Origin of the sequence: Larkinella soli (genome assembly GCF_003703975.1) — a bacterium.
GTDB lineage: Bacteria > Bacteroidota > Bacteroidia > Cytophagales > Spirosomataceae > Larkinella > Larkinella soli.
In genome coordinates, this window is sequence record NZ_QTJY01000010.1 from 199,631 (window position 1) to 226,310 (window position 26,680).

Consider the following 26,680-nt stretch of genomic DNA (forward strand, 5'->3'; position numbering starts at 1 on the left):
AACAAACTAATCCTCAACTACAACAATGTTTAATTCCAACATAAAAGTTTTGGTCGGATGCGTAGTCCTGCTGCTGGCGGGCCAGTCGTGTACCGACCTGGACGAGACAACCTACGACGTCATCCCGACCGACCAGTTCGGGAGCACGGCGGCCCAGCAGGCCGCCCTCATCGGCCCGCTCTACAGCGGTCTGGGCGACTACTACGGTAACCACAACTCGCTGAATGCGACCACCGATGAGCAGATCGTCCCGACGCGGGGCGGTGACTGGAAAGACGGCGACAACTGGAAGCGGCTCTACACCCATACCTGGGACCCCGTCACCGACAACGGCCAGTTCAATGGTCCCTGGACCTGGTGTTACAACAACATCACCTCCATCAACCAGCAGCTGGGTTCGCTGACCGATGAAAACGTCAAGGCCGAGCTGCGGGCCCTGCGGGCGTTCTTCCACTACAAGGCGATGGATTTCTTCGGGAACGTGATTATCGCCGACCAGGTCGGAGCCGCGGCCCCCGAGCAGAAAACCCGCACCGAGGTGTTCAACTGGATCGAGAAAGAACTCCTGGAAGTCTATCCGAAGCTGAGCGAAACCGTCGGCGGTGCCTACTACGGCCGTTTCAACAAGTATGTGGTCGACATGACCCTGGCGAAGATGTACCTCAACGCCCAGGTCTACACCGGAACCCCGCGCTGGCAGGATGCCATCACCCGTTGCGACAATATTATCAAGTCGGGTAAATTCTCGCTGACGGGCGACTTTTTCGAGAACTTCAAGGTGCAGAACCAGAACTCGTCCGAGATCATTCTGGCAACGCCCTTCGACAACTCGAAGCGGGGCGGCTTCAACATCCATATGGCGACGCTGCACTACAAAAACCAGCTGACCTACAACCTGCCGGCCGCTCCCTGGAACGGTTATGCGACGGTGGCCGAGTTCTACAACTCGTTCTCGAACCAGGACGCCCGCAAGAAGATGTGGATCGTCGGCCAGCAGTTTGACATCAACGGAAAAGCGCTCGACGACGACGGCGTTCCGATGGTGTTCACGCCCGAAATTCCGTCCTTCGAAATGCCGGCCGGTCCGGCCGGTCGTCTGGCCGGGGTACGGAGCCAGAAGTATGAAATCCAGAAGAACAACACCACCAACGACATGAGCAACGACTTCGTGATCTTTCGTCTGGGGGATGCCTATCTGATGCGCGGTGAAGCCAACTTCCGTCTCGGGAAAGTAGCCGACGCCCTGCCGGATTTCAACCTCATCCGCCGTCGCGCGGGCGTGCCGGAATACACGGCCGCTCAGCTGACGCTGGACGAGATTCTGGCCGAACGCGGCCGCGAACTGGCCTGGGAATACCACCGCCGTCAGGACCTCATCCGGTTCGGACAGTACACGAAGGCATGGCGCTTCAAACCGGCTTCGGAGAAATACCGGGAACTGTTCCCCATCCCGCGGGATCAGATATCCCTGAACCCCAAACTGAAGCAGAACCCGGGATACAATTAATCCCGCTGCTACCTTCCCGAAAAGGCCCGGACATCCGGGCCTTTTCGTTTTTTACCCCGGTTAAATCGTCGTTAAAATTAAATTTACCTTCTGCCAAAACACGGTTACAACACTGGTTTTCCGGCATTTAATTGGACAAAACCGCCAGAAAAAAGAAAATAATTAAGTACATTTGAGACTTGATTACACAGCCCACCAACAGTCCATGCGTTACTTGTTTTTCTTTTTCAGTTCGTTCGTTCTGCTCGGTTGCCGGGATTCGGGCGACCGGTCGGAGGAACGGCTGTTTGAATCGTTGTCTCCCGAAAGCACCCACGTCCAGTTTACCAACAGCGTCGTCGACGATAAGGACTTCAACATCTTCAATTACCGGAATTTCTACAACGGCGGGGGCGTCGCCGTCGGTGACATCAACAACGACGGCCTGGCCGACGTTTTCCTGATCGCCAACATGGGCGATAACAAGCTTTACCTGAACAAGGGCAACCTCCAGTTCGAGGACATCACGGCCAAAGCCGGGGTGGCCGGCAAACGGGACTGGAGCACCGGCGCCACCTTCGCCGACGTCAACGGCGACGGCCGGCTCGACCTCTATGTCTGCAACGCCGGCATCCGGCCCGGCGACGACCGGGGCAACGAGCTGTTCATCAACAACGGCAACCTGACATTCACCGAAAAAGCCGCCGACTACGGGCTGGACGACCACGGCTACTCGACCCACGCGGCCTTTTTCGACTACGACCGCGACGGCGATCTCGATATGTATCTGCTCAACAACAGCTTTACGCCCGTCGGGAAGCTGGGGTACGCCAACATCCGTTCCGAACGCGACTCGCTGGGCGGCCATAAGCTGTTCCGCAACGAACTGATCTCCTCATCCGGCCGGTCGGAAAACCGCTTTACCGACGTCAGCGAACCCGCCGGTATCTACGGCAGCCTGATCGGCTTCGGCCTCGGCATCACCATCGGCGACGTCAACGACGACAACTGGCTGGACATCTACATTTCCAACGACTTCTACGAACGCGACTACCTGTATCTGAACAACCACGACGGCACGTTCCGGGAGTCGGTGAAGGAGTCGATGCCGCACATCAGCCTCTCCTCGATGGGCGCCGACGTGGCCGACGTCAACAACGACGGCCGGCTCGACATTTTCGTGACCGACATGCTCCCCGGCAACGACCGGCGGCTGAAAAAAACCTCGACCTTCGAGAACTACGACCTCCAGCAGATCAAGCTCGAACGCGACTTTCATTACCAGTATATGCAGAACATGCTGCACCTGAACCAGGGCCTTTCGCCCGAACCGGGGCAGCGCGTACCGACCCCGCTTTTCAGTGACGTCGCCCGGTTTTCGGGAGTGCATGCCACCGACTGGAGCTGGGGCGCCCTGATTTTCGACATGGACAACGACGGCTGGAAGGATATTTTCGTGGCCAACGGCGTGGCAAAAGACGTGACGGACCAGGACTTCGTCAACTTTCTGGCCGACCGCGAAAACATGGCCCAGATCGCCCGGCGCGGCAATTTCAACTTCAAGGAATTTCTGGACAAGGACCCGTCCGAACCCATTCCGAACTACGCTTTCCGGAACGAGGGCAACCTCCGGTTCACCAACAAAGCGGCCGCCTGGGGCTTGGGCGAGCCGGACTTCTCCAACGGAGCCGCCTACGGTGACCTCGACAACGACGGCGACCTCGACCTGATCGTCAACAGGGTCAACTCGCCGGTGGGCATGTACAGGAACCTGTCGGTCGAGAAGAACAAAACGAACTACCTGCGGGTGAAGCTGGTCGGCGACGCTCCTAACCGGGACGCCATCGGCACCCGCGTGTTCGTCTACCAGGCCGGGCGGATGCAGGTGCTCCAGCAGATGCCCAACCGGGGCTTTCAGTCGTCGGTGGACCTGACGCTGCTTTTCGGGCTGGGCACTGCCGACCGGATCGACTCACTGACCGTGATCTGGCCCAACGACCGGATGCAGACGCTGCGCAGCCCCAAAGCCAACCAGTTGCTGACCCTCCGGCAGCAGGACGCCCGCGGCACCTGGAAACCGGCCGCCCCGGTCTCGGCCCCGCTCCTGAAAGACGTGACGGCGGCTTCCGGCCTGACCTATACGCACCGCGAAAGCCCTTTCGTCGACTATAACCGCGACCCGCTGCTGAAGCAGATGCTCTCGACCGGCGGCCCGGCCCTGGCGACGGGCGACATCAACGGCGACGGCCTCGATGACCTGTTCTTTGGGGGAGCCGGCGGAAAGCCGCATCAGTTGTTCGTGCAGCGGGCCGACGGCCGGTTCACGGAACAAACGCCCGGCGTCATGCGGCACGATACGACTTACGAAGCCGTCGATGCCGAGTTTTTCGATGCCGACGGTGACAAAGACCTCGACCTGTTCGTGGTGTCGGGGAGCAACGAGTTCGTGGCCGAATCCGAAGAACTGCTCGACCGGCTTTATCTCAACGACGGCAAAGGCGGTTTCACCCGCGACGAACGGCTACCCAACCTGAAAGCCAGCGGCTCCTGCGTGGCGGCCGCCGACTTCGACCGCGACGGCGACGTGGACCTGTTCGTCGGAACGCGGCTGATCCCGGGTCGGTACGGTTTCAATCCGGCCAGTTACCTGCTGACGAACGACGGCACGGGCAACTTCAAGAACTACACGAAACGCTATCTGCCCGAAGCCGACCGGCTCGGCATGACCACCGACGCCACCTGGGCCGACCTGAACGGCGACGGCTACCCGGAACTGATCGTGGTCGGCGACTGGATGCCGGTGACCGTCTTCCGCAATCAGCGCGGCCGGTTGGTCGAGGCCGCCACCCCCGAACTGTCCGGCACCGACGGCAACGCGTCACCGACGCCCGCATCCGGCTGGTGGAACTGCATCCGGGCGGGCGACGTGGACGGCGACGGCGACCTGGACCTGGTGGCCGGCAACCTCGGCCAGAACTCCCGCATCAAGGCCACGCCGGCCCTGCCGGCGGAGATGTATACGGCCGATTACGACCAGAACGGCAACGTCGAGCAGATCATCAACTGCGCCGACGAAACCGGCGAACTGTATCCGATGGTGCTGAAGCAGGACCTGCAGAAGGAGATGCCGAGCATTAAGAAGAAATACATCAAGTTCACGGACTATGCCGGGAAGAAACTGAACGAGATTCTGGACGAGGAACAGTTGAAGAAAGCCGTCGTCCAGCGGGTCTATACCGGCGCTTCGGCGGTATTGCTCAACGACGGCAGAGGCCGCTTTACCTTTCAGGCCCTGCCGAAGGAAGCGCAGCTCTCCCCGGTCTGCGGCATCGAAATCACCGACCTCGACAACGACCGTCGGCCCGACCTGGTCCTGACCGGCAATTATTTTGACGTCCTGCCCGAAATCGGCCGGTACGACGCCAGCTATGGTCTGGTGCTGCTGAACAAGGGCAAAAACGTCTGGCAACCGCTTCCTCCTACGGCCTCCGGGTTTTTCGCGCGCGGGCAGGTGCGGCATCTGAAGCGGCTGAAACAGGGGCAGTTCGTACTGGCCAAAAATAACGACCGGGCGCAGGTATTTAAGTAATTTTGGACGCCGACCCGCGTTCGGAACATAACCTATGATGAAGAAGATTATCACGCTTTTCGCAGCCGGAACCCTGCTGTTCGGAGGCTGTAAACAATGGAAGTTTACTTCCGAAAAACCGCTGTTTCAGGGGCTGGACTCGGCCCAAACCAACATCGGTTTCACCAATACCGTCCGGAGTACGGCCAACCTCAACATCATCGATTACCTGTATTTCTACAACGGAGCGGGCGTAGCCGCGGGCGACATCAATAACGACGGCCTGACCGACCTCTATTTCGTTTCCAACCAGGGCAAAAACCGGCTTTATCTCAACAAGGGCGGCTTCCGGTTCGAAGACATCACCGAAAAATCCGGTGTCGAAGGCTTCTCCGACTGGCAGACCGGAACCACGATGGCCGACATCAACGGCGACGGCTGGCTGGACATCTACGTCTGCGCCGTCGGGAATTTCAAAGGACTGGAAGGCGCCAACGAGCTGTATATCAACAACCAGGACGGTACCTTCACCGAAAAAGCCGCCGACTACGGGCTGGATTTCACCGGCTTTTCGACCCAGGCCGCCTTCTTCGACTACGACCACGACGGCGATCTGGACATGTACCTGCTCAACCATGCGGTACACACCTCCCGGAGCTACGACCGGGTATCGGCCCGCTACCTGCGTCAGAACGAGTCGGGCGATTATCTGTTCCGGAATGAACTGGTCGCCCAGGACGGAGCTTCGCGGAAACGCTTCACCAACGTCAGCGAGCAGGCCGGCATTTACGGGGCCGCCATGGGCTACGGGCTGGGCATCTCCGTGGCCGACCTCAACAACGACGGCTGGGAAGACATCTACGTCTCGAACGACTTCCACGAAGATGATTATTACTACGTCAACAACGGCAAAGGCGGCTTTAAGGAAAGCGTCCGGCAGTCGTTCGCCCACGTCAGCCGGTTCTCGATGGGCAACGACGTCGCCGACGTCAACAACGACGGTTTTGCGGACGTCATGACCCTGGATATGTACCCCGAAGACGAAACCGTCGAGAAGTCGTCGCTGGGAGAAGACCCGCTGGATATTTACCTTTACAAGCTGGCGTACGGTTACATGAACCAGTACAGCCGGAACTGTTTGCAGCTCAATCTGTCGGGCCGCCGGTTCATCGACGTGGGCATGATGGCCGGGGTAGCCGCCACCGACTGGAGCTGGTCGCCCCTGCTGGCCGATTTCGACAACGACGGCATCAAGGACCTGTTCATATCCAACGGAATCGTCCGGCGTCCGAACGACCTCGACTACGTCAAATTTGCCTCCGACGACTCGTTGCGGTACGCGATGGAAACCTCGAAGACGCTCGACCAGAAAGCGATTTCCACCATGCCGGAAGGAAAGGTGCATAACTATCTCTATCAGGGTTCGGATTCCCTGCGGTTTGCCGATAAGTCGCTGGCCTGGGGCTTCGAAACGCCCACCTTTTCCAGCGGGGCCGTCTACGCCGACCTCGACAATGACGGCGACCTCGACCTGGTCACCAACAACATCAACGACCCGGCCGGGATTTACCAAAATCGGACCCGGGAGCTGTTCCCGGAGCGTCAGTTCCTGAAAATCAAATTCCAGGGCGAGGGCGGAAACAGCTTCGGGCTGGGCACCAAAGTGATTTTGAAGACGAAAAACGGCCTGCAATACCAGCAGCTGATGACCACCCGGGGCTTCCAGTCGTCCGTGGAGCCGGTGCTGACCTTCGGGCTGGGCGAGACGCCGGCGGTGGATTCGCTGATCGTGATCTGGCCGAATCAGCGGATGGAAGTCCGCGCCGGAGTAAAACCCGGCCAGACCCTGAGCCTGAAACAGACCGACGCCCGACAGGATGCCTCCGGGTACCGGTTTACGGCCCCGCAGCCGCAGCCGCTTTTCGAGGAAGTGACGCAGCCAGGCCCGCTGGTCTGGCAGCACCGGGAAAATACCGAGTATTATGACTTTGTCCGCGAGTCGCTGATGCCGTTCAAGGTGTCGGCGGAAGGCCCGAAACTGGCGGTGGGCGACGTCAACGGCGACGGCCTCGACGACCTGTACGCCGGGGGAGCCAAATGGCAGTCGGGCAGCGTGCTGGTGCAGCAGCCGGACGGCCGCTTCGTGCCGACGGCCCAGCCGTCCATCCGCAACGACTCGACCTGTGAAGATGTCGATGCGGCTTTCTTCGATGCCGACGGCGACAAAGACCTTGACCTGTATGTGGTATCGGGCGGGAACGAGTTTTACGACAAAATGCCTGAGCAGTTCGACCGGCTGTATCTGAACGACGGCAAGGGCACCTTTACCCGTAAAGCCGACGCCCTGCCGGCCATGTACGACAACAAAAGCTGCGTACGGCCCTTCGACATCGACCGCGACGGCGATCTGGACCTGTTCGTGGGCGGCCGGGTCGTCGGGTTCGGCTACGGCAAAACGCCCAACTCCTACCTGCTGATCAACGATGGGAAAGGGCGGTTTACCGACCGCACCGACCAGCTTGCGCCCACGCTCCGCAAAGCCGGTATGGTGACGGATGCGGTCTGGGTTGACTTCGACGGCGACAGGGACCAGGATCTGGTGGTGGCCGGCGACTGGATGCCCATCCGGGTATATGCCAACCGGAACGGAAAGCTGGAGGCCGTGGATGAAATAACGGTTGGAAACGCTCCGGTAAGCGGCTTCTGGCAATGCCTCACGGCCGCCGATTTCGACCGCGACGGCGATCTGGACCTGGTGGCCGGCAACCTCGGCCTCAATACCAAATTCATTAAACAGGCCGACCCGAAACTGAAAATGTGGGTGAAGGACGTCGACAAAAACGGCAGCGTCGACCAGATTCTGGCCTATCAGCGCGGGAAAGACTGGTATCCGGTCAACTTCAAGGACGAACTGGGCAAACAGATGCCGGGCGTCATCAACAAGCGATTTACCGACTATAAATCCTTCGCCGGAAAACCGATCGACGAACTGTTTAAAGGCGACGAACTGGAGGGAGCGGAGGAACATGAAGTGGATCAGTTTGCCTCCGTGTATCTCGAAAACCGGAACGGGCGGTTCGCGGTTCATCGGCTGCCGATGCCGGCGCAGGTGTCGAAGCTGTTCGCCCTGCGCACCGACGACATCGACGGGGACGGCTTCCCCGAGGTACTGGCTGGCGGTAACTTCTACGGGGTCAGCACTTTCCAGGGCCGTTACGATGCCAACTACGGCCTGGTTCTGAAAAACCGGGGCCGGTCGGCCGGGGGCCGGGAGCAGTTTACCGCCCTGTCGCCGTATGCAAGCGGTTTCCTGCTCGAAGGCGAAGTGCGCGACATCAAACCGGTCCGGACGCCCGGTGGTCCGCTCTGGCTGGCGGCCCGCAACGACACCACGGTGCAGACGTTCCGAAAAGCCCGCCCGGCTGCGGTCATGATTGCCGGCAGGCCCGGAACGGCAGGTCATTTGCTGAAATGACATTAATCACTGTAACTGTGCGGCTATATGTTTTTTTTAAGGTATTTTTATAGTCCTCTTGTACCACTACTAATTCAGAGTCGTTCATGAAGAAGCGATTGTTATGGGTGTCGGTGATCGGTCTGTTCTGGAGCCTGGTCGGGTGCCAGCCCAAAGCCACTCCTGAGGAGTATAACGCGAAAGCCGCCGAGCCGGAGCGTTACCACCGTTGTGTGAAGCAACTGACCGACGTAATTATCCACGATATCTTCTCACCGCCGGTCGCCAGCCGGATCTACAGCTATGCCAACCTCGCGGGCTACGAAGCCATGCTGCCCGGCCAGCCGGGCTACGGGTCGCTGGCCGGAAAAGTAAAGCGGTTCAAGGCGTCCCCGAAACCGGAGCCGGGTCAGGAATACTGTTATTCCCTTGCCAGCACGAAAGCCTTTCTGACGGTGGGGCGGGCGCTGACATTCTCCGGCGATCTTTTCGACGAATTCGAGAAAAAGTTTTACGAAGAATATCACGAGATGGGCATTCCCGACGAGGTATATGAACGGTCGGTCGCCTACGGCGAAGCGGTCGCCAAACACGTGCTGGAGTTTGCCCAGAAAGATTCCTACAAACAGACGCGCGGTTTCAAGCATACCGTCACCAATGCCGAAGGCACCTGGGTGCCGACGCCCCCGGCCTATATGGAAGCCGCCGAACCGCAGTGGATGAAGATCCGCTGCTGGGTGATGGACACCTGCCTGCAGTTCATGCCGCCCCGCCCGGCCGCCTACAGCATGACCAAAGGAAGCCACTTCTTCAAACTGGCCGATGAAGTTTATCAGATCGGCAATAACCTGACCGACGAACAGAAGAAGATCGCCTTTTTCTGGGACGACAACGCCTTCGTCATGAACGTGGCCGGGCACGTGTCCTACGCGTCCAAAAAAATGACCCCGGGCGGCCACTGGCTCGCTATTACCGCCACGATAGCCCGGCAGCAGAAAGCCGACTTCGCCAAAAGCGTGGAAGCCTATACGCTGACCTCCTTCGCCCTCGCCGACGGTTTTATCAGCTGCTGGGACGAGAAATACCGCAGCAACCGCATCCGGCCCGAGACGGTCATCAATAAATACATCGACCCGAAGTGGACGCCCTATCTGCAAACCCCGGCCTTCCCGGAGTATACCAGCGGCCACAGCGTCATCTCCGCGGCAGCCGCCGAGGTGCTGACGATCCTGTTCGGCGACAACATCGCCTTCACTGACTCGACCGAAAATCCTTACGGCCACGGCGTCCGCAACTTCAAGTCGTTCCGGCAGGCCGCCGTCGAGGCTTCCAATAGCCGTCTCTATGGTGGGATTCATTACCGCGATGCCCTTGAAAACGGGAACATCCAGGGCCGCCGGCTGGGTGAATACGTCGTACAGAGGCTGAAAGGACGAACCGAAATTGCGGCTAAATAATGAAGGTGAAGGCGGTATCCAGGCAGTAAAAGCCTGATACCGCCTGAATCGCCCCCACTTACCATGCTCGCGGTTCGAAACTTTCAAAAAGCCTATCATCATCGCCTGATTCTGGACATACCAAAGGCCGATTTTCCGGAGGGTATTCACTGGCTGAAAGGGCGCAACGGCTCCGGCAAAACTACCTTTTTCCGGGCCGTGGCGGGGTTGCTGCCGTTCGAGGGAGAGCTGGTCCTGAACGGTCAATACGATATTCGGCGGCATCCGGTCGACTACCGTCTGCGGGTCAACTACAGCGAAGCGGAACCAGTTTATCCCGATTTTCTGACCGCCTGGGAGCTGATCCGCTGGGTCGCTTCGACCAAACGCGCCCCGGCCGGCCAGGCCGACGAACTGATCGACCGCTTTGCCGTCCGCGACTTCCTGAAGACGCCCGTAGGAACCTATTCGAGCGGAATGCTCAAGAAAACGGCGCTGATCCTGGCTTTTCTGGGTCGTCCCGAGCTGATCATGCTCGACGAGCCGCTGATCACCCTCGACCAGACCGCCACCCGAACCGTTATCGAAGCCATCCGGGCAGGCCGCGAACAGGGCGTAAATTTTCTGCTGTCGTCCCACCAGGATGTCGATTCGTCGGAATTACCCATCGATTCGTTCTGGGCCATCCGGGAGCGCACGCTGGAACCGGCCATTCAGACCAGCCGCCCATGACCGCCTTCTGGACCGTCCCGGAAAAAGTGCTGGTGCGGCAGTTTTATCTGCAAAATACCGGCCTGTTCATGGTCGTTCTGCTGGTCGGCTTCGGTTTCCTGAGTTCGGTGGAGCACATCGCCCTGGCGACCTACGCCCTTCATGACCTTCCCTTTCTGGGCCTGTACGTCGGGCTCTGGGTGGTGTATACCGCCTATGTGGTCCGGTTCAGCCTGTACCGTTTTCAGACCACCGACCTGCTGCAGCTGATGCGGCTCGTTGCGCCCGGCCGGCGGGTGCTGATTCTGTACGGTCTTCACGTCCAGCTACTGCTGCCGGTGATTGCCTATGCCGGGTTCATGGGCTGGCTGGGTGTTCAGCAGCATACCGTCAAGGCTAATAACCTGTTGATCCTCAGCGTCGCTCTTCTTTCTGCCGTTCCGGTTCCCTGTGTCGAGTGGGCGTTGCGTCACCCCAATCCCGAGCGGTTTTCCGGCCGTATCGGCAGCCGGCTCCGGCAGCGCCTGGCAACCCCTTACGTGCTGTTTTTCATCCGGTATCTGCTGCACCGGCAGCCCGTGACGCTCCTGCTGGCCAAGGGCGGGTCCGGTCTGCTGACGCTCGGTGTCCTGGCCCTCTACCCCACCGACGATTACGACCTGCGGCTCCTGCTGCTGGGCGCTCTGCTGTCGGCGGCTTTCCATGCGTCAATCGTCTATGAACTGTATCAGTTTGAAGCGACCCAGTTGCTGCTGGTGCGGAATCTGCCCTGGCCGACCGGACGCCGGTTTTTGTTTTATGCCCTGATCTTCACCCTCCTTCTCAGCCCTGAACTGCTTCTGATGGTGCGGAATCGTCCGGCCGGGGTTTCCCTCCCGGCACAACTGAGCGTCTGGCTGTTCGCGCTGGGTTCCCTTCTCCTGCCCTTTGCCGGCTTACAGGTTCGGCACCGCCCCCGCGACCGGTTTACGGCGGTCATCTTCTGGCAGGTCATCCTGTCCTTCTTTCTCATTATGTACCGGCTGCCGGCCTGGCTGCTGGGCGTATCGGCCCTGGCTGCTGCGGCTGCATTATTCGTTTACGGCTATTACCGGTCCTCCTGGGAAGCCGACGAGGGATAACCGGAACGCTTCCGTATAGCCTTTGTACGTTACTATTTTATCCCGTTATTGGTCAATAAAATCGTTAACCTATGCAAAAGAGCGTTCTGTTTTACCGGCTATTTCTCTTCTCTTTTTTCCTTCTTCCGAAATCATACGGGCAATCCGACTCCTGGAAGATTGAAGCCACGGCCATCGACCCGGCCAGGTACTACGGCATCACCGTCGCCAACGGAATGATTGGGCTGGTGTCGTCGCCGGAGCCTATGAAAGTGAAAGACGTGGTTCTGAACGGGGCCTTCGATACCTACGGCCGGGGACGGGTTTCCAACATCCTGAAGGTCTTCAACTTCGCCAACCTTTATCTCGACGTCGACGGCCGGCGGGTCGGTCCGCGGGAGACGGCTCATTACCGTCAGACCCTCGACATGCAGAAAGCCGCCCTGACCACCACCTTCGACGTACAGGACAAGGTCAGCGTGCGGCAAACGGTCATGGCGCTGCGCCAGCTGCCGTTTTCGACGCTTTCGATGGTCGAGATTACGGCCCGGAAAGACTGCGACATCACCCCCGCCAGCGTCATCGAGTCGCCGGAAAACCTGAAAGAGGTCAGGAACTTCTACTCCGAAATCGACCGGCCCCACGCTACGGTCCGGCTGCTTACTTCGGTAGCTAAAAGCCCGACGGGGCGGCTGACGGTGGCGGCTTCGACCAGCTTTATTTTCGAGGAACCGCACGGGCAGGAGCCGGACGTGATTCACGAAGACTGGGACTATAACATGCACCTGGCAAAGTTTACGCGTCGCCTGAAAGCCGGCCAGACCTATCGATTCAGCGTCGTGGGTTCGGTGACCTCCACGGCGCACACCGCCGACGCCCACAATGAAGCCGAGCGCCTGACCATCTTTGCCGCCCTGGAACGCACGGACCGGCTTCTGAAACGCCATCAGGCGGAATGGGACAAGCTCTGGCAGAGCGACATCGTCATCGAAGGAGATGCCGACGCCCAGCGGGCCGTCCGGTCGGCGCTGTATCACCTCTACTCCTTCGCCCGGGCAGGAACCGCCTACAGCCTGTCGCCGATGGGCCTGTCGGGGCTGGGCTACAATGGGCACGTCTTCTGGGACACGGAACTCTGGATGTACCCGGCCCTGCTGCTGATGAAGCCCGAGATGGCCAGATCGCTGCTCGAATACCGCTTCGAACGCATGCCGATGGCGCGGCAAAATGCCTTCAGCCACGGCTATGCGGGCGTGATGTTTCCCTGGGAATCCGATGCCGACGGGCAGGAAGCGACTCCCGTCTGGGCGCTGACGGGGCCGTTTCAGCATCACATCACGGGCGATATAGGCTGGGCGTTCTGGAAATACTACCAGGTGACGAAGGATAAGGACTGGCTCCGCACCCGCGGCTATCCGATGCTGAAGGAGGTGGCGGAGTTCTGGGTAAGCCGGGTCGAAAAAGACGCGAAGGGCTATCATATCAACAACGTGATCGGGGCCAACGAATGGCAGGAGAATATTAACGATAACGCCTATACGAACGGCATGGCGAAAACCTCGCTGCAATACGCCGTTCAGGCCGCTCAGGAACTTGGGCTGACGCCCAATACGGCCTGGAAGACCGTGGCCGACAACCTGCCGATTCTCCGGTTTCCGGACGGAACGACCCGGGAAAACGAAACCTACGACGGCGTGCCTATCAAGCAGGCCGACGTCAACCTGCTGGCCTATCCGATGAAAATCGTGACCGAGGAGGCTCAGATTCGGAAAGATCTGAAATACTACGAACCCCGCATGTCGCCGGAAGGGCCGGCCATGGGCTTTTCGGTGCTGGCGACGCTCTACGCCCGGCTGGGCGAATCCGATCGGGCTTATGACCTTTTTGTCAGGAGTTACAAACCAAATGAAGTGCCGCCGTTCGGCGTGCTGGCGGAGACGGCCGGCGGAACGAACCCCTATTTCGCCACCGGTGCGGGCGGTATGCTTCAGGCGGTTCTGAACGGCTTCGGCGGCCTCGACATCACGGATAACGGCATTGTGCAGTTGAAAACCCGCTTACCGAAAACATGGAAATCCCTGACGATCAGGGGCGTGGGGACGCAGCAGAAAACCATTCGGATTCAGTGACAAGCAACGGGCCGGTTCCTGCGCAGGAACCGGCCCGGCTCCAGGCAGGACAGATATTGGTCGGGCTTCACCAGTAGGCGGAGGGCAGGCTGGTCTGGTGCACCTCCAGTGAGATATCGGGAGAGTGTACGGCCATCCGGTTCAGCGCGGTGTACATCAGGCGAATGGCGTCTTCGATCCGCTTCCATCCTTCTTCCGACGACAGATCGATGCCGACGAGCGTCCGGTTGTTGCGGGCCAGCAGCGTCATATACGACATGGCTCCTACCATAATGGCCGAAATCGCCCGGAAATCCGTTCCTTTTATGAAGGAAAGTTCATCGATCATCCGGGTCACTTCCTCATCATAGGCCTGGCTGGCGATGTCGGCGGTCAGGTCGTTTTCCATGACGGTGGCCTTCAGCACCTGAAAAGCCGCCGGGAACTGCCGGAAGTAGCGGTAGGTGTGAATCAGCTGTTTGTACCAGAGTTTGGATAGGTCGTGTTCATGAACCGGACGCAACTGCTCCACCGTGGCCGGACTTAACAGCGGAAACAACCGGCCCATCTTGATGTAGTGGGTCAGCAGGCCGTCGAGACCACCGAAATACCGGTAAATAAGTACTTTACTGACACCCGCTTTTTCGGCAATCCGATTAATGCCGATTCCCTCGACGCCCTTCTCCGCGATGACCTCTTCAATCGCGTTGATAATTCTCTGGGAGGTCTGCGCACGATTCCGTTTTACTTTTTCCATAGGTTGATAGACGATTTGCTTTTATCACTTATCGGACGCGAGTTGTAGCGAAAAGTCACATAAAAGTTACAAAAATTGCTAAAATCTTTACGCAGATGTTCCAATGCCAATATTACCGATATATGGTATAATGGTTACTAATTTGAAGCCTCCGTTCTCCGTCCCGGTCGGCATTTGTTAGTAATTGGTATCATTCCCTAAGTAGAACCACTCAATTTTCCGGCCTTATTTAATAGACACCATCATAAAAGTTAGTAAGTGGCAAAACCGCTTTTGGGCGCTGTCAATCACATAAACAAAAAGCCTGCCGATCTTTCGGCAGGCTTTTATCAGACATGATATTAGACCGGGGATGGATAAGGATTCCGGGCGGTCAGGAGATTTCCTGGCCCATGGCCGGGTCGCTGAAACCGGTTTTCCCGGTTTCGATCCGGCCCGCATATCGTTTTGTGAAGGTGTTGAAGCCGTTCACGCGGATACTTAGATCGTACCACCCGAAGCTGCGGGCAAGGTCCAGCACCATCGTTGCCTGACCGCCTTTAGATACCGTAGCCGTCCGGGTGCCGCCTTTGTAGGCATTGTCGGTCACTTCGATTCTGTACGACCGGTTCCGGTCCGGGGTTTTCATTCTCAGTTCGAGATTGCCGGTCGGCTTTTTCTTCATATCCCGCTGATAGTCAAGCACAATATCGAGGGCCGGGTCGGCGCCGTCGCCCCGGAATTCGCGGAAGAACCCGTTGGGGCCGTACACCTGCAGGTAATAGCTGTCGTTTTCGAAGTCGCCGAGCGGCCAGGCATCGGTCAGGCTGTCGCCGGCTTTGACGGCGTAAGCCCAGGTTTTCACATCCGGTTTCACTCCGCCGGCTTCCCAGACCCGGTACGTACCCGGCGCGTACACGTTGAAGGGCGAACCGGCCGCCCGCTCGCCGAACAGCTCATTCGAAGCTTCGAACCGGATGCGGAACGTTTTCCGATCGTCGCTGAGCCGGCCGTCGACGTTGAGCTGATAGGGAAGCGCACAGGAAGCGCGAACGCCCTTCTCCTGCCGGGGCATCCAGGGCGAGGCCGACGGACTACGGTTGATCTGGTCGATTTCCTCTCTGGACAGCTTCCGGAAGGCCGACGGCACCTCCCTGAATTTCGCCTTATGAATGCTTTGGATAAAAGGCTCTTTCGGTACGAATTTCGGCAGGTCGATTTTCTCGCCGTTGTAAGGCCGGAACACCGAGGTCAGATCGCCGGTAACGGTTCGGCGCCAGCTGCTGATGTTCGGCTCCTCGATCTTTTTCCCGGTCTTATGACTGAGAAACTTTTCGAGAAATTGAAGCACCGACGTATGATCGAACACCTCCGAGCAGACGTAGCCGCCCCGGCTCCAGGGGGAGGCAATCAGGAGCGGAACGCGGTAACCGAGTCCGATGGTGCCGGCCCGGGCCTCCCTGGCGGCATTTTTGCTTTTCCGCTCAAGTTCCTGCTCCATGCCGACGTGCTCGACGGCGGTGTCGATACCGGCGGACGTCCGGCCGGTATCCGGCTTTTCGGGATGCGGGGCGACGAAGGGCGGCACATGGTCGAAATAGCCGTCGTTTTCGTCATAAGCCAGGATGAAGATGGTTTTCTTCCAGACGTCCGGATTCCGGGTCAGGATGTCCATGACCTCGGAAATGTACCAGGCACCGTACCAGGGTGCACCCGGGTGATCGGAGAAGTTCTCGGGGGCCACGATCCACGACACGGCCGGCAGTTGGCCGGTTCGGACGTCTTCCCGGAACTGGAACAGGACATCCCCCTTCGGAATGCTCACTTCCCGGTCGGTGTCGCCGTCGCGGTATTTCAGGGTCGTCAGTTCGTGGTAGTGGGGGTCCTTGCTGTTGGTCGTAAACGCTTTCTCGTGCAGGTTTCTGGCCCGCTGCGGCAGCTTTTCATACTTCTCCCGGCTCCACTTTTCCAGATCCTCTTTAGCCCGGGCGGCCATGGCTTTTTTTTCCTGAAGCTCTTTGGTCAGCTTTTGGGCGTCCTCCCCGGAGGCCGTCCGCAGCCGGGCTTCCAGCGCCCCGATTTCGGACGGAAGCGTCTGCTGAAGCGTTTGCAGATACTGCTGGTAAGCGGCCGAAAACCGGACGTTGTATTGCGAAAACCACTCGATCGGGTTATCGGTGAAGTTAGCGAGCCAGGCGTCCTCCTCACCCGTGAAGCCCATCGACAGGCTGAGCTCGTTCTGGTAAATTTTCCAGGAAATGCCGTGATCCTCCAGCCGCTCGGGGAAGGTGGTCCAGTGTGCCGGGTCCTCGTAGTCGACGTCTTCATTGCGGACGTTGGCCTTCGAAGTGCCGTTCTGCTGCTCCCGAATGGTGCCGGTCCAGAGATACAGGCGGTTCGGCGTGGTTCCGGTCAGGGAGGAGCAGAAATTCTGGTCGCAGACGGTGAAGGCGTCGGCCAGGGCGTAATAAAACGGGATATCTTCCCGGTTGTAGTAGCCCAGCGTCAGCGGCATCCGGGCATACTCCTTGTTGCCGGACGGCTTGGCGTCCAGCCATTTATCATACTTCCCGTCGTTCCGCGCATCGACCTGGTTGGTCCAGGAATGCGGCAGTGAACTCATCCAGGTGGCCTTCGTATCTTTGAGGTTCAGCCGGAAGGGCGCGTAGGTTTCGCCGGCGGCATTGGTCTGCAGCCAGACGAGGTTCCGGTCGGGCAGGGTGATGGCGCGCGGGTCGTTGAAGCCCCGAACCCCCTGAAGCGTGCCGTAGCAATGATCGAACGAGCGGTTTTCCTGCATCAGAATGACTACATGCTCGGCGTCGAGGTAGGTGCTGCCCGGCTGCGGGTCGATGGCCAGGGCCTTCTGGATCGATGCGGGCAGCGCATTCAGGAAACCGGTGCCGGCGGCCAGCAGGGCGGCTTTTTTAAGGAATTCTCTTCTTGAATCCTGTGAATGGGAATCCATAGCTTCCGGAGATTACGGTTCGTATGAGTAGTACTTGTCCAGCCCGCACGCAGACTATCCCTCTCCCAAATTTAAGGCAACCGCTTCAGCTCCGAAAAAGCAAATCGAAATTTAAAAGGAAGTTAACATTCCATCGGCCGGACGACCGAACATCCCGAAAAAGAGGAAACGACCAAAGCGTCAAAGCGGTTTGGGACTGAGCAGGGCAGCCGTTACCAGCAGCTCCGACAATACCGCCGACAGCGTCCGGACGGCGTTCAGACGATTCCAGGGCGACTCGAACCGGGTTCTCATGGCCGCCAGCTCGTCGGCCGTGGCCGACGACAGGTCGAACGCTTCCAGCGCGTCGTTCAGCGGCACGTTGCCCAGACCGGTTACGCCGAAGACCCCGACGGTATACACCACGGCAGCCCCGAGCAGCAGCCAGAACCGGGCGGAGACCGGCTGGCCGTATTGCAGCCATGTACTGAGCGGGAGCAGCACCAGCGCCCCCAGAAATCCGGCGAAGAAAACCGGGTTCAGGATGGCCCGGTTGATGGCCTGCATGGCGGCCAGATAGGCGGCATCCGAAACCCGGGCCAGACCCGGGCTGACGGAAAACGAATAGGCATAAAACAGACCGGCCATTAAGCCGGTGGCGACGGCCGCGCTCAGCACAACGACGTCGGTGATGGTAAAGTGAAACATTGCGGCCGTTTGGGTTTGCGCAGGCAAAGCTACGGCCGCCGGAAGGGGGGTAATAGAACGAAACCGACACGCCCGGATTTTTTATTTTCCGGCGGCCGGCGGGGAAGGCCGTTTTGCAGTTTTCCGGCCCACCGGCCGCTTCTCCCGGGCCGGCTGCGTCGGGGTTTGCCCGGATCTTTCCCTGATCACCCGTTCGGTCCCGGTGGTTCCCGTTTTCTGGTAGGGGAAGCCCCTTTGTAATTCCTGGTTTTCGCCTTCGGCGTGGAAAGCGACTGTCCGCCGGCCATGCTGACGGTAACCGTCAGCATGGCCGTGACAATCAATTGATTGGCAGAAAACATGATTGCTGATGATTTTGTGAACTGGTCTGGATCTTCGACCTGCTCAGATATTAAAGCACGGCCGTCGTCCACTGATCTTTTCCACAGTTGGAACAATTAGCCGGGTTAACGGCAACGGAGGCCGGATTGCCGCAGAACCCGCACACCCGGGATCCGGATACCGCTTTTTGCCTTTCCCGGTATTTGGTATCCCAATCCGGAAGGACCGATAAGCCGGGCGTCGGCGTGGGGTTCTCGACCAGCGAAAAAGCGCCGTTCGATTCCAGATAAAGCCGTTTGACGGCACCCAGGTGATAAAGCCCTTCCGACCGCAACTGGGCCAGCAGCCGCTCCCGCGTGACGCGGCACTGCAGCATCGTATCGAGCTTCATGACCGAGTTTTCCACCAGGATGTCCAGCTCATCTTCCACGATGGCTTCCATCCGCTGGTTACGGGCGGACATTCTGGAAATGAGCCGCTCGCCAACCACAATCACCACCGCCGAAATCACGCCCGGCACCAGGCCCCGGTCCGGCGCCAGAATCGGTATCCCGATAGAAGCCGCCAGGGCCACCATCGCCACCATTTCGGTACGGCTTAACTGGGCGGCCATCCGTTTGCCCATCAGCCGCATCGCTATCATCAGCAGCGCATACACCACGGCCGTTCGAATCAATACTTCAACGTAAAACATGCCCGGAACCTCACCGATAAAAATGCGGTGCCAGTCGGTCAATTTCATTTCTTCCGGTTTCATAAAGTATTCGGCTTGTTAACAGACCGCCTGGGTCCACTCCACTTCCTGACACACCGGACAGGGGGTTTTCTGATCCTCCATCTGTTCCGTATTGCCGCAGTTCATGCAGGCCACCACGGCAGGGGCAGCCGCCGGCTGTAGACTATGTACTTCGGGGTCGGTATCGGGAAAGGCCGACAATCCCGGCTTTTCATCCTCGGCGGTGTAAATGCTGAAGAGGCCGCAGGCTTCTATATAAAGCCGCTCCACTTTGTTCACGTTGAAGATTTTATGGCTGCGAAGCACGGCAAACAGTTGCTGTTTGGAGATTCGGGCTCTCTCCATAGCTTCCAGTTGCAGGACGCCGTCTTCGATCAGGAGACTTTCTTTTCCCTGGGTGATCTCTTCGACGCGTTTGCTTTTAAAATCCAGCCGGGTCAGTTGCCGCTGGAATGACAGCGCGCAGACCAGCACCATCACGCCCAGCAGAATGCCCCGGTCCGGTAACTGCATGATCGGAGAAATAATGGCTCCCAACGTCAGCATGACGGCCATTTCCGTCAGCGTCAGCTGCCCGTTCATGCGTTTGCCCAGCAGGCGCACGATGACCAGAAAGAACAGCAGAATCAACAGGGAACGAAAGAATACCTCGATCAGAAATTCGGGCGGGTTATTTCCCAGCAGGATCCGCTTCCAGTCGTCAAAATGAATTTCCTCCTTTTTCATGGCTGAATGATGTAAAGTCTTACCGATTTTCGAATTTGTTCAGAAGCCGGGCTTCGATGAGCCGCTGCATCTGCTGCCATGCGTTGTCCCAGGACTGGGTTTTCAGCTGCTTGTCTACGCCGGCCCAATCCACTTCGCTGCGCCGGGCCAACGACCGTTCGACGGCTTCTTCAAAAGCCGAAACCGAATTCCCTATCAGGACCGGACCCCAGCCTCCGTAGCTTCGCACCACATCGCGAATGGGCGTGGAGATGACCGGCAGACCGGCCGCCAGGTATTCCGGAGTCTTCGTGGGACTGATGTAGCGCGTAGATTCGTTGAGGGCGAAAGGAAGCAGGGCAGCCTGCCAGTTGCTGAAATAGGCGGGCAGTTCATTATAGTTTTTCATGCCCAGGTAGTGCAGGTTGGGTCCCTGCGGCAGGGCGGCCGGGTCGATCTTGACCACGGGTCCCAACAGAACGAAATGCCAGTCGGGCCGGCGCTCGGCCAGGGCTTTCAGCAATTCCAGGTCCAGCCGCTCGTCGATTACCCCGCAAAAGCCGATTCGGGGGCCGGGAATGGCACTCTGGTCCAGAGGGTCGGGCAACCCGTCCCGGCTTTGGGCAAAATGCCGGAAATCGATGCAGCTCGGAAAGGCGAATACGTGCGGATGATGGGGCTGCTTGGCTTCATATAAACTATGGCCGCCGGTATAGACCAGGTGGGCCCGTTTCAGGAGTTTTTGCTCCTGTTCCAACAGCAGAGGGGAAGCGCCGGAAAAAGCCGACAGCTCGTCCATGCAGTCGTACACCGTCAGGGAAGGGCGCAGGTGTTCGGTATACAGGAGGGCCATCGGCGTAAAATACCAGGCAATAAAATCACTGATCCTTTCCCGTTCCATCCATTGATTGATCAGTTGCCGTTGCAACCGTTCGGCGGTCCTGTCGTCGATGCCGTGCGGTAAATGCGGGACGATCACCTTAATCCGGTCACCGGCCGCCCGGACCTCCAGCCGGAGCGTTTCGCACCAGACCGGCTCTTCCACATACCAGACCCGCCAGCGACGGCTGGCCCGGGTCAGCAGGTGCTGGGGACGCTGAAAGACAAAATCCCAACGAAGATGGGAGAAACAAACCAGGTCTCCGACCGTATGGGGAGCGAAAACATCGGGGGTTTCGGAAACTCCGGGGTCATGGAAATTAGGAACGGGCATTGGCTGCTTACCGGGTAGCCATTGAACCAATCGCATTCGGTTCCTACCCGGCATTTACGAGTCTGTTGAGCCAACGGTCTGAGCCGAAAAACCCGCATTCTTCGGGCAGGGCCATTTCCTTAATAGGCAGAAAAGACAGGCTCCAGCGGCCGGCCCGGGGTTGAAAAAGTATACCAAGGCGCCGGTAAGAAGGCATTTGCTTCCAGCATTCCTAAAGAGCGGCTCCGGCTGCGGAAACGACCCGGAGGCCCATTTCTTTCCCGCGCCGGATGGATAAACCTGTTTTACAGCAGATGCGTATCCGGCCAAAAAACAGCATAAATTCTATCCTCTCTTCTTATATTGTACTGCAAAAAGCCGCTTTCGGATGGTGGGCCGCACTGCCGCACCGATTCATGCCGGAGGTCCACGAATGAATACCCTGACTCACTGCTTTCCTTCCCTACGGTGGATCATCCCCGCGATGCTCGTGGCCGGCTGCCGAACCGGCGGGGAGCTGGTGCCCATCCGGAGTCCTGACCCCGTTACGGCAGCGCAGGCATCGCTGGTGAGCATTCTTGCCATCGGCCCGACCTCGGCCGAAGTCATTGTGAAAAGTATCCGGCTCGAAGCGGCCGGCTGGCGCCTGACGGCCCGTTCGCCCGAGGGGAGCACGCTTCCCATCCCGTCCGGTGAAACCACCGACCTGAAGGAGTTCCGGCTGACCACCCTCCGGCTCGACGGCCTGGTCGGCGGGCAGACCTATCAATTCCGGTTAGCCTTCCGCTTCGCCGAACAGGATTCGATTACCGCCATTCGCTCCTACACACACCGGCTGTCCACCTCGCCCCACTGGACGCGGCTGGCGCATGCCGCCTTCAGCGGGGGCGATTATACCGCCTGCCCGGTGGCGGTGGACGGCATCTGCGGGTCCAACCCCGACAACGGGTGCGGCCACCCCGGCATCGGGGCTTACGTGGGCAACCGCGTGCAACTGCTTCGCTACGCCGGTCCGCAGCAGGACCGGCTGGATACCCGCATCTACGACCGGGCCACTGACAGCTGGCCGTTCTTTGCCGGCGGAGAAAACCGGACGCCCCGACAGGGCATGATTCAGTATAATCTGTTTCATTTCAAGGGCGTAGACCGCTACCAGTTCAGCGGACTGGGCTATATTACCGAGGAGCGGGCGCCGGGTAAGTATTTTTATTACCATGATATGAGCGTGCAGCTGCCCGTCGGAGGCAGCCCGGTCTATCCCCTGTATGGGGGAGAAGACGGCGAAGTGGCTTTTTTCATGACCACCGACGAAGCCTATTTCCTGACCCAGAACGGCTCACCGGCCATGCGCAGCATCCATGCCACCTTCACGCAGACGGTACGCGCGCCCCTGCCCGAGCCGCCCGGGACGCTGGCGACCTTCTCGATCCGCAACATCGGCTACGTGGTCAACCAGCGCCCGGGCCTGCCCACGCGGCTCTGGGCCTACGACCCGGCTATCGATGTCTGGACCCGGCGCGCCGACTTTCCGGGTCCGTCCCGCCGGCGGGGTACGGCTTTTTCGCTGGCCCGCAACGGGTATTTCGGCCTGGGTCTGACGCCCGACGGGCAGGGTCTGCGCGATCTATGGCGGTATGATCCCGGCACCGACCGCTGGCAATACGTCACCGAGTACCCCGGTCAGGGAAACCAGTTGCTGGCCGTGTTCAGTGCGCCGGACGGCGCCAAACCCCAGCGGGCGTATCTGGGCTGGGGCTACGAGGCCCAGCGGACCGGCACCGGAGTCAACCGCATCGTGGGCTGCACCGACTGGTGGGAGCTGACGCCCTGAAGCCGGAGGAAGCTGAAACGGGTTTATTCATAGATACCTAAACGCTTTACCTTGTGAGGATCCTTTTATTCATGCTGACCGGTCCGAGGCAACGCTTTCTCCTCGAGAGTCTTTTGCTGGTTCTCCTGTGGGGCTGCGTCGACCCGGTAGACCTGCCCATCCGGCAAACCGAGCGCCGGTTGGTGGTGGAGGGGCTGGTTACCGACGAAGCCCCGCCGTATATTATCAAGCTGACCTATTCGGGCAATTTGAACCGGTCGCTGCTGATTCCTGACGAGCTGGCCATCAACGGAGCCGTAGCTACCCTGGAAGACAACCTGGGCAATCAGGCGACGCTGGAGCAGGACCCCCTGAACCCGGCTTTTTACTGGATGCGCGACGCCCGGTTGCAGGGCGTAATCGGCCGGGCTTATACGCTGCGGGTTCAGTTGCCGGACGGCAGCCGGTATGTGTCCCGGCCGGAGGTCCTCGCTCCGGTGCCGCCCATCGAGGAACTCTACGCCGAATACCACGAGTCTGACCCTAACCTTTTGGCTTTTAATTCGTTTCTGGTGCGCATCGACACCCGCGATCCACCCGAAGCCGGAAACTTTTACCGCTGGCAGGCCATGAGTTATATGCCGGTCTGGGGCGGCAGCAACGATCCGCAGGGTTTTTACAACCGGTCGCTCTCGGCAGGCCAGGGGGCCTACGCGCCTTTTTACGGGCCTCTCACCAACGTCATCAGCGACCAGCTGATCAACGGAAACCGGCTGGTAGGGCAGCTGGTGCTGAACGCCCCTCTGGTGGCGTTAGGCACCCAATATGTTGAAGTACGGCAGTATTCCCTCTCGCGGGCGGCTTACCAGTACTGGGTGCTGTATCAGGAGCAGCTTTCGCGCACGGGTACCATTTTCGACCCGCAACCCGCCAGCATCGAGGGCAACGTTCGGGCGGAAGCGGATACGAACAAGCTGGCGCTGGGCTATTTCGGGGCATCGGCCGTCAGTCGCCGGCGCATGATCATCGAAACCGACACCATCAACTACGCCCGATTCGTTTCGCGTTTCGGACCGCTGCTGTTCAGCAACGCCAACCCGGAGGTCCCCGGTCTGGCCCGCGAGCAGGCCCAGGCGGCCCCGCCCACCAAATGGCTCACCTACGGGCAATAACTTTCACCCCTTCCTGCGATGCGCGCCTTCCCTGCCCGATCACGTTTAACCGCTGCCCTGCTGTTGCTGGTCGTATCCGGCGTATCGGCCCAGACCCGGTATCTGATCCGCGGCCGAATTACCGACGGCGCTACGGGCCGGGGGCTGGGAAATGTGTCGGTAGTCGATAAAAAACTGAAGGTCGGCACCCTCAGCGACAGCACCGGCGCCTACAGCCTGCGCGTACTGCCGGGCCTGTACAGCCTGACCTTCTCCCGGGTCGGTTATTACAGCCGCAGTGTGCCGGCCGACGTCAGCCGCGCCGACGAGGTGGTGAATGTGACGCTCAACCCGGACATCCGGCAGCTGGAAGAAGTCAACGTGACGGGCCGCGCCCCCGACGCCAACGTCTCGGCCGCCCAGATGAGTGTGGTCAAGCTCGATATGAAGAATCTGCGTAATATTCCCGTCGTTTTCGGCGAAGTCGATATTCTCAAAGTCCTGACGCTGCAGCCGGGGGTCAGTACGGTCGGCGAAGGGGCGGGCGGTTTCAACGTTCGGGGAGGCCGCACCGACCAGAATCTGGTGCTGGTCGACGGTGCTCCGCTGTTCAATACGAGCCATTTACTGGGGCTGCTGAGCAATCTGAACGCCGATGCGATTCAGGATGTCACCCTGTATAAAGGGGGCATTCCGGCCGCTTACGGCGGGCGACTGTCCAGTTTACTGCTCATGAACACCAGAACCGGCGAAACCGACCGGATCGGCGTCAAGGGGGGAATCGGATTGATTACGAGCCGACTGCTGGTGCAGGGCCCCGTGACGAAGAATAAAAAACTGACGTTTCTGGCCGCAGGCCGCATCGCCTATCCTTCCCTGCTGCTAGGGTTATTTCCCGCCCCGACCAACCGGAACCGGGCTTCTTTCTATGACCTGAACGCTCGCATCACGTACCAGTTCACTCCGAACAGTCAACTCACGGCCACCCTCTACCGCTCCTTCGATACGTTCAAATTTCCTCAGGATACCCTCTACACCACCCAGTCTACTCTGCTGACGGCCCGTTACAGCCGGCGTCTGAACAAGCACCTGTCGGTTAACCTGACGGGTACCCAGAGCGACTACCGCTTCTATCTGGACGGACAGGGCACGGCCAACACGTACCGCTACCGTTCGACGATCCGCCAGCGTGACGCCCGGCTTGACTGGCAGTGGGTGCCCCAACCGGCGCACCGGGTCGAGTTCGGGGGGACGCTGACGGCTTATTCTCTACTGCCGGGGGCCATCCATCCCACGGGCGACGGCTCGAACGTCGTTGCCCAGACGCTGTCGACCGAACAGGCCCGTGAATGGGCGGGGTATCTCTCCGACGAATGGACGCCCGTGCGGGGGTTGTCGGTTCAGGCGGGGGTTCGGTACGTTCGGTTCACCAACATCGGGCCGGGAGTCGGCTATCGGTATGCCGGGGGCATCCCCCGCAGCCGCGAATCCATCACCGATACGCTGTTTTATGGGAGCGGAGAACCGGTCGTCGGCTACGGCGGCTGGGAACCACGGATGACGGTGCGGGTCAGCCTGACGAGCGCCGGCTCCGTCAAGTTCAGCTACCACCGCACCCGGCAGTTTCTGCACCTGATCTCCAACACGACCGCTATTTCGCCCGTCGATTTCTGGAAGCTCAGCGACCCCCTGGTACGGCCTTCGGTGGCGGATCAGTGGGCCGTGGGTTACTTTCGCAACTTTCAGGACAATAAATACGAAACGTCGGTGGAAGTATATCGCAAGGAGATGAGCCATCTGGTCGAATACCGCAACGGAGCAACGCTTCTGCTGAACCCGGCTTTGGACGCCGACCTGCTTCCGGCGCAGGGGCGGGCGTATGGAGTAGAAATCAGTTTGCAAAAGACCCGCGGGCTGCTGACGGGCCTGTTGGCCTACACCTACGCCCGGACGCTGGCGCGGGTCCGGACGCCCTATGTTCACGACCGCATCAACGGCGGTGCCTGGTACGCGTCTACCTTTGACCGCCCCCACAACCTGACCGTCGCCACGCAGTGGAAATGGAGCCGGGGGTGGACGTTCGGCACCAACTTTGTCTACACCAGCGGTCGACCGACGACCTATCCGGACGGCACCTATCGCTTGAACGGGACCAAAGTGCTCGATTACTCGCAGCGCAACGCCGACCGCATTCCGGACTATCACCGGCTGGATGTGTCGTTCACCAAAGACGGCCGTCGGACGCCCGGCCAGCGCCGATACAGCAACTGGTCGGTGTCGTTTTATAACGTGTACGCCCGCAAGAATCCGTACTCGATTTATTTCCAGCGGGTAAACACGACCACCCGGGCCTTCCGGCTCGCGGTCTTCGGCACGATTATCCCTTCTTTAAGCTGGAATTTCAACTACTAAAGTGCGGTCGGGAAGCACAGCTTTTCGGCCGGATCGTCCGGCTCCACAACCGGAACAGGTATATAAACCGTCTTTTGATTCAGGATCGGTTTCCGACAT

The 26,680-nt window shown here is 59.3% G+C and carries 17 protein-coding genes; 10 read left to right on the forward strand and 7 right to left on the reverse strand.

The window, feature by feature from the left end; all coding sequences use genetic code 11:
- Nucleotides 1–49 precede the first annotated feature (49 nt).
- From DX909_RS18250 to DX909_RS18280, 7 genes are all read left to right on the forward strand, one after another.
- Nucleotides 50–1,507 (forward strand): RagB/SusD family nutrient uptake outer membrane protein, encoded by a 1,458-nt coding sequence (locus DX909_RS18250; RefSeq protein ID WP_310589860.1) that lies wholly within the window; start codon nt 50–52, stop codon nt 1,505–1,507.
- Between the two features lie 205 nt (nt 1,508–1,712).
- Complete coding sequence (locus tag DX909_RS18255) at nt 1,713–5,075, forward strand: VCBS repeat-containing protein (RefSeq protein ID WP_128546634.1); 3,363 nt, start codon at nt 1,713–1,715, stop codon at nt 5,073–5,075.
- 37 nt (nt 5,076–5,112) lie between these two features.
- Entirely contained in the window at nt 5,113–8,529 is a 3,417-nt protein-coding gene (locus tag DX909_RS18260) for a VCBS repeat-containing protein (protein ID WP_128546696.1), read from the forward strand.
- Between the two features lie 86 nt (nt 8,530–8,615).
- Nucleotides 8,616–9,965, forward strand: coding sequence for a vanadium-dependent haloperoxidase (locus tag DX909_RS18265; RefSeq protein WP_128546635.1), 1,350 nt, complete (start codon nt 8,616–8,618; stop codon nt 9,963–9,965).
- A gap of 63 nt (nt 9,966–10,028) precedes the next feature.
- A complete protein-coding gene (locus DX909_RS18270; RefSeq protein ID WP_128546636.1) occupies nt 10,029–10,676 on the forward strand; it encodes an ABC transporter ATP-binding protein in 648 nt (215 codons plus the stop codon).
- Entirely contained in the window at nt 10,673–11,776 is a 1,104-nt protein-coding gene (locus DX909_RS18275) for a hypothetical protein (protein WP_128546637.1), read from the forward strand. Before DX909_RS18270 ends, DX909_RS18275 begins: the two co-directional genes overlap by 4 nt.
- Before the next feature lie 71 nt (nt 11,777–11,847).
- Entirely contained in the window at nt 11,848–13,884 is a 2,037-nt protein-coding gene (locus DX909_RS18280; RefSeq protein ID WP_128546638.1) for a kojibiose hydrolase, read from the forward strand.
- A gap of 67 nt (nt 13,885–13,951) precedes the next feature.
- Here the strand turns inward: DX909_RS18280 and DX909_RS18285 are convergent, their stop codons facing one another.
- The 7 genes from DX909_RS18285 to DX909_RS18310 form a co-directional block, all read right to left on the reverse strand.
- Nucleotides 13,952–14,620, reverse strand: a complete 669-nt coding sequence (locus DX909_RS18285) for a TetR/AcrR family transcriptional regulator (protein ID WP_128546639.1) — start codon at nt 14,618–14,620, stop codon at nt 13,952–13,954.
- A gap of 373 nt (nt 14,621–14,993) precedes the next feature.
- Nucleotides 14,994–17,567 (reverse strand): phosphocholine-specific phospholipase C, encoded by a 2,574-nt coding sequence (locus DX909_RS18290; RefSeq protein ID WP_128546640.1) that lies wholly within the window; start codon nt 17,565–17,567, stop codon nt 14,994–14,996.
- A 180-nt stretch (nt 17,568–17,747) separates the two neighbouring features.
- A complete protein-coding gene (locus DX909_RS18295; protein ID WP_128546641.1) occupies nt 17,748–18,254 on the reverse strand; it encodes an anthrone oxygenase family protein in 507 nt (168 codons plus the stop codon).
- 185 nt (nt 18,255–18,439) lie between these two features.
- The gene (locus DX909_RS29590; protein WP_164851326.1) at nt 18,440–18,595 is read right to left on the reverse strand and encodes a hypothetical protein; all 156 of its coding nucleotides are present in this window, start codon (nt 18,593–18,595) and stop codon (nt 18,440–18,442) included.
- A 50-nt stretch (nt 18,596–18,645) separates the two neighbouring features.
- Nucleotides 18,646–19,332 (reverse strand): DUF421 domain-containing protein, encoded by a 687-nt coding sequence (locus DX909_RS18300; protein ID WP_128546642.1) that lies wholly within the window; start codon nt 19,330–19,332, stop codon nt 18,646–18,648.
- Between the two features lie 15 nt (nt 19,333–19,347).
- Nucleotides 19,348–20,037, reverse strand: a complete 690-nt coding sequence (locus DX909_RS18305; protein WP_128546643.1) for a DUF421 domain-containing protein — start codon at nt 20,035–20,037, stop codon at nt 19,348–19,350.
- Nucleotides 20,038–20,056: 19 nt separating this feature from the next.
- Nucleotides 20,057–21,229 carry a glycosyltransferase gene (locus tag DX909_RS18310; protein ID WP_128546644.1) on the reverse strand — a complete coding sequence of 391 codons (1,173 nt, stop codon included), beginning with the start codon at nt 21,227–21,229 and terminating at the stop codon, nt 20,057–20,059.
- 412 nt (nt 21,230–21,641) lie between these two features.
- Here DX909_RS18310 and DX909_RS18315 point away from each other — a divergent pair, with 412 nt between their 5' ends.
- The 3 genes from DX909_RS18315 to DX909_RS18325 are packed head-to-tail and all read left to right on the forward strand — an operon-like array spanning nt 21,642 to nt 26,581.
- Nucleotides 21,642–23,039, forward strand: a complete 1,398-nt coding sequence (locus DX909_RS18315; RefSeq protein ID WP_128546645.1) for a Kelch repeat-containing protein — start codon at nt 21,642–21,644, stop codon at nt 23,037–23,039.
- Between the two features lie 53 nt (nt 23,040–23,092).
- Nucleotides 23,093–24,190: a DUF4249 domain-containing protein gene (locus tag DX909_RS18320; protein WP_128546646.1), complete on the forward strand. Its 1,098-nt coding sequence runs from the start codon at nt 23,093–23,095 to the stop codon at nt 24,188–24,190.
- Between the two features lie 18 nt (nt 24,191–24,208).
- The gene (locus DX909_RS18325; protein ID WP_128546647.1) at nt 24,209–26,581 is read left to right on the forward strand and encodes a TonB-dependent receptor; all 2,373 of its coding nucleotides are present in this window, start codon (nt 24,209–24,211) and stop codon (nt 26,579–26,581) included.
- Nucleotides 26,582–26,680 lie beyond the last annotated feature (99 nt).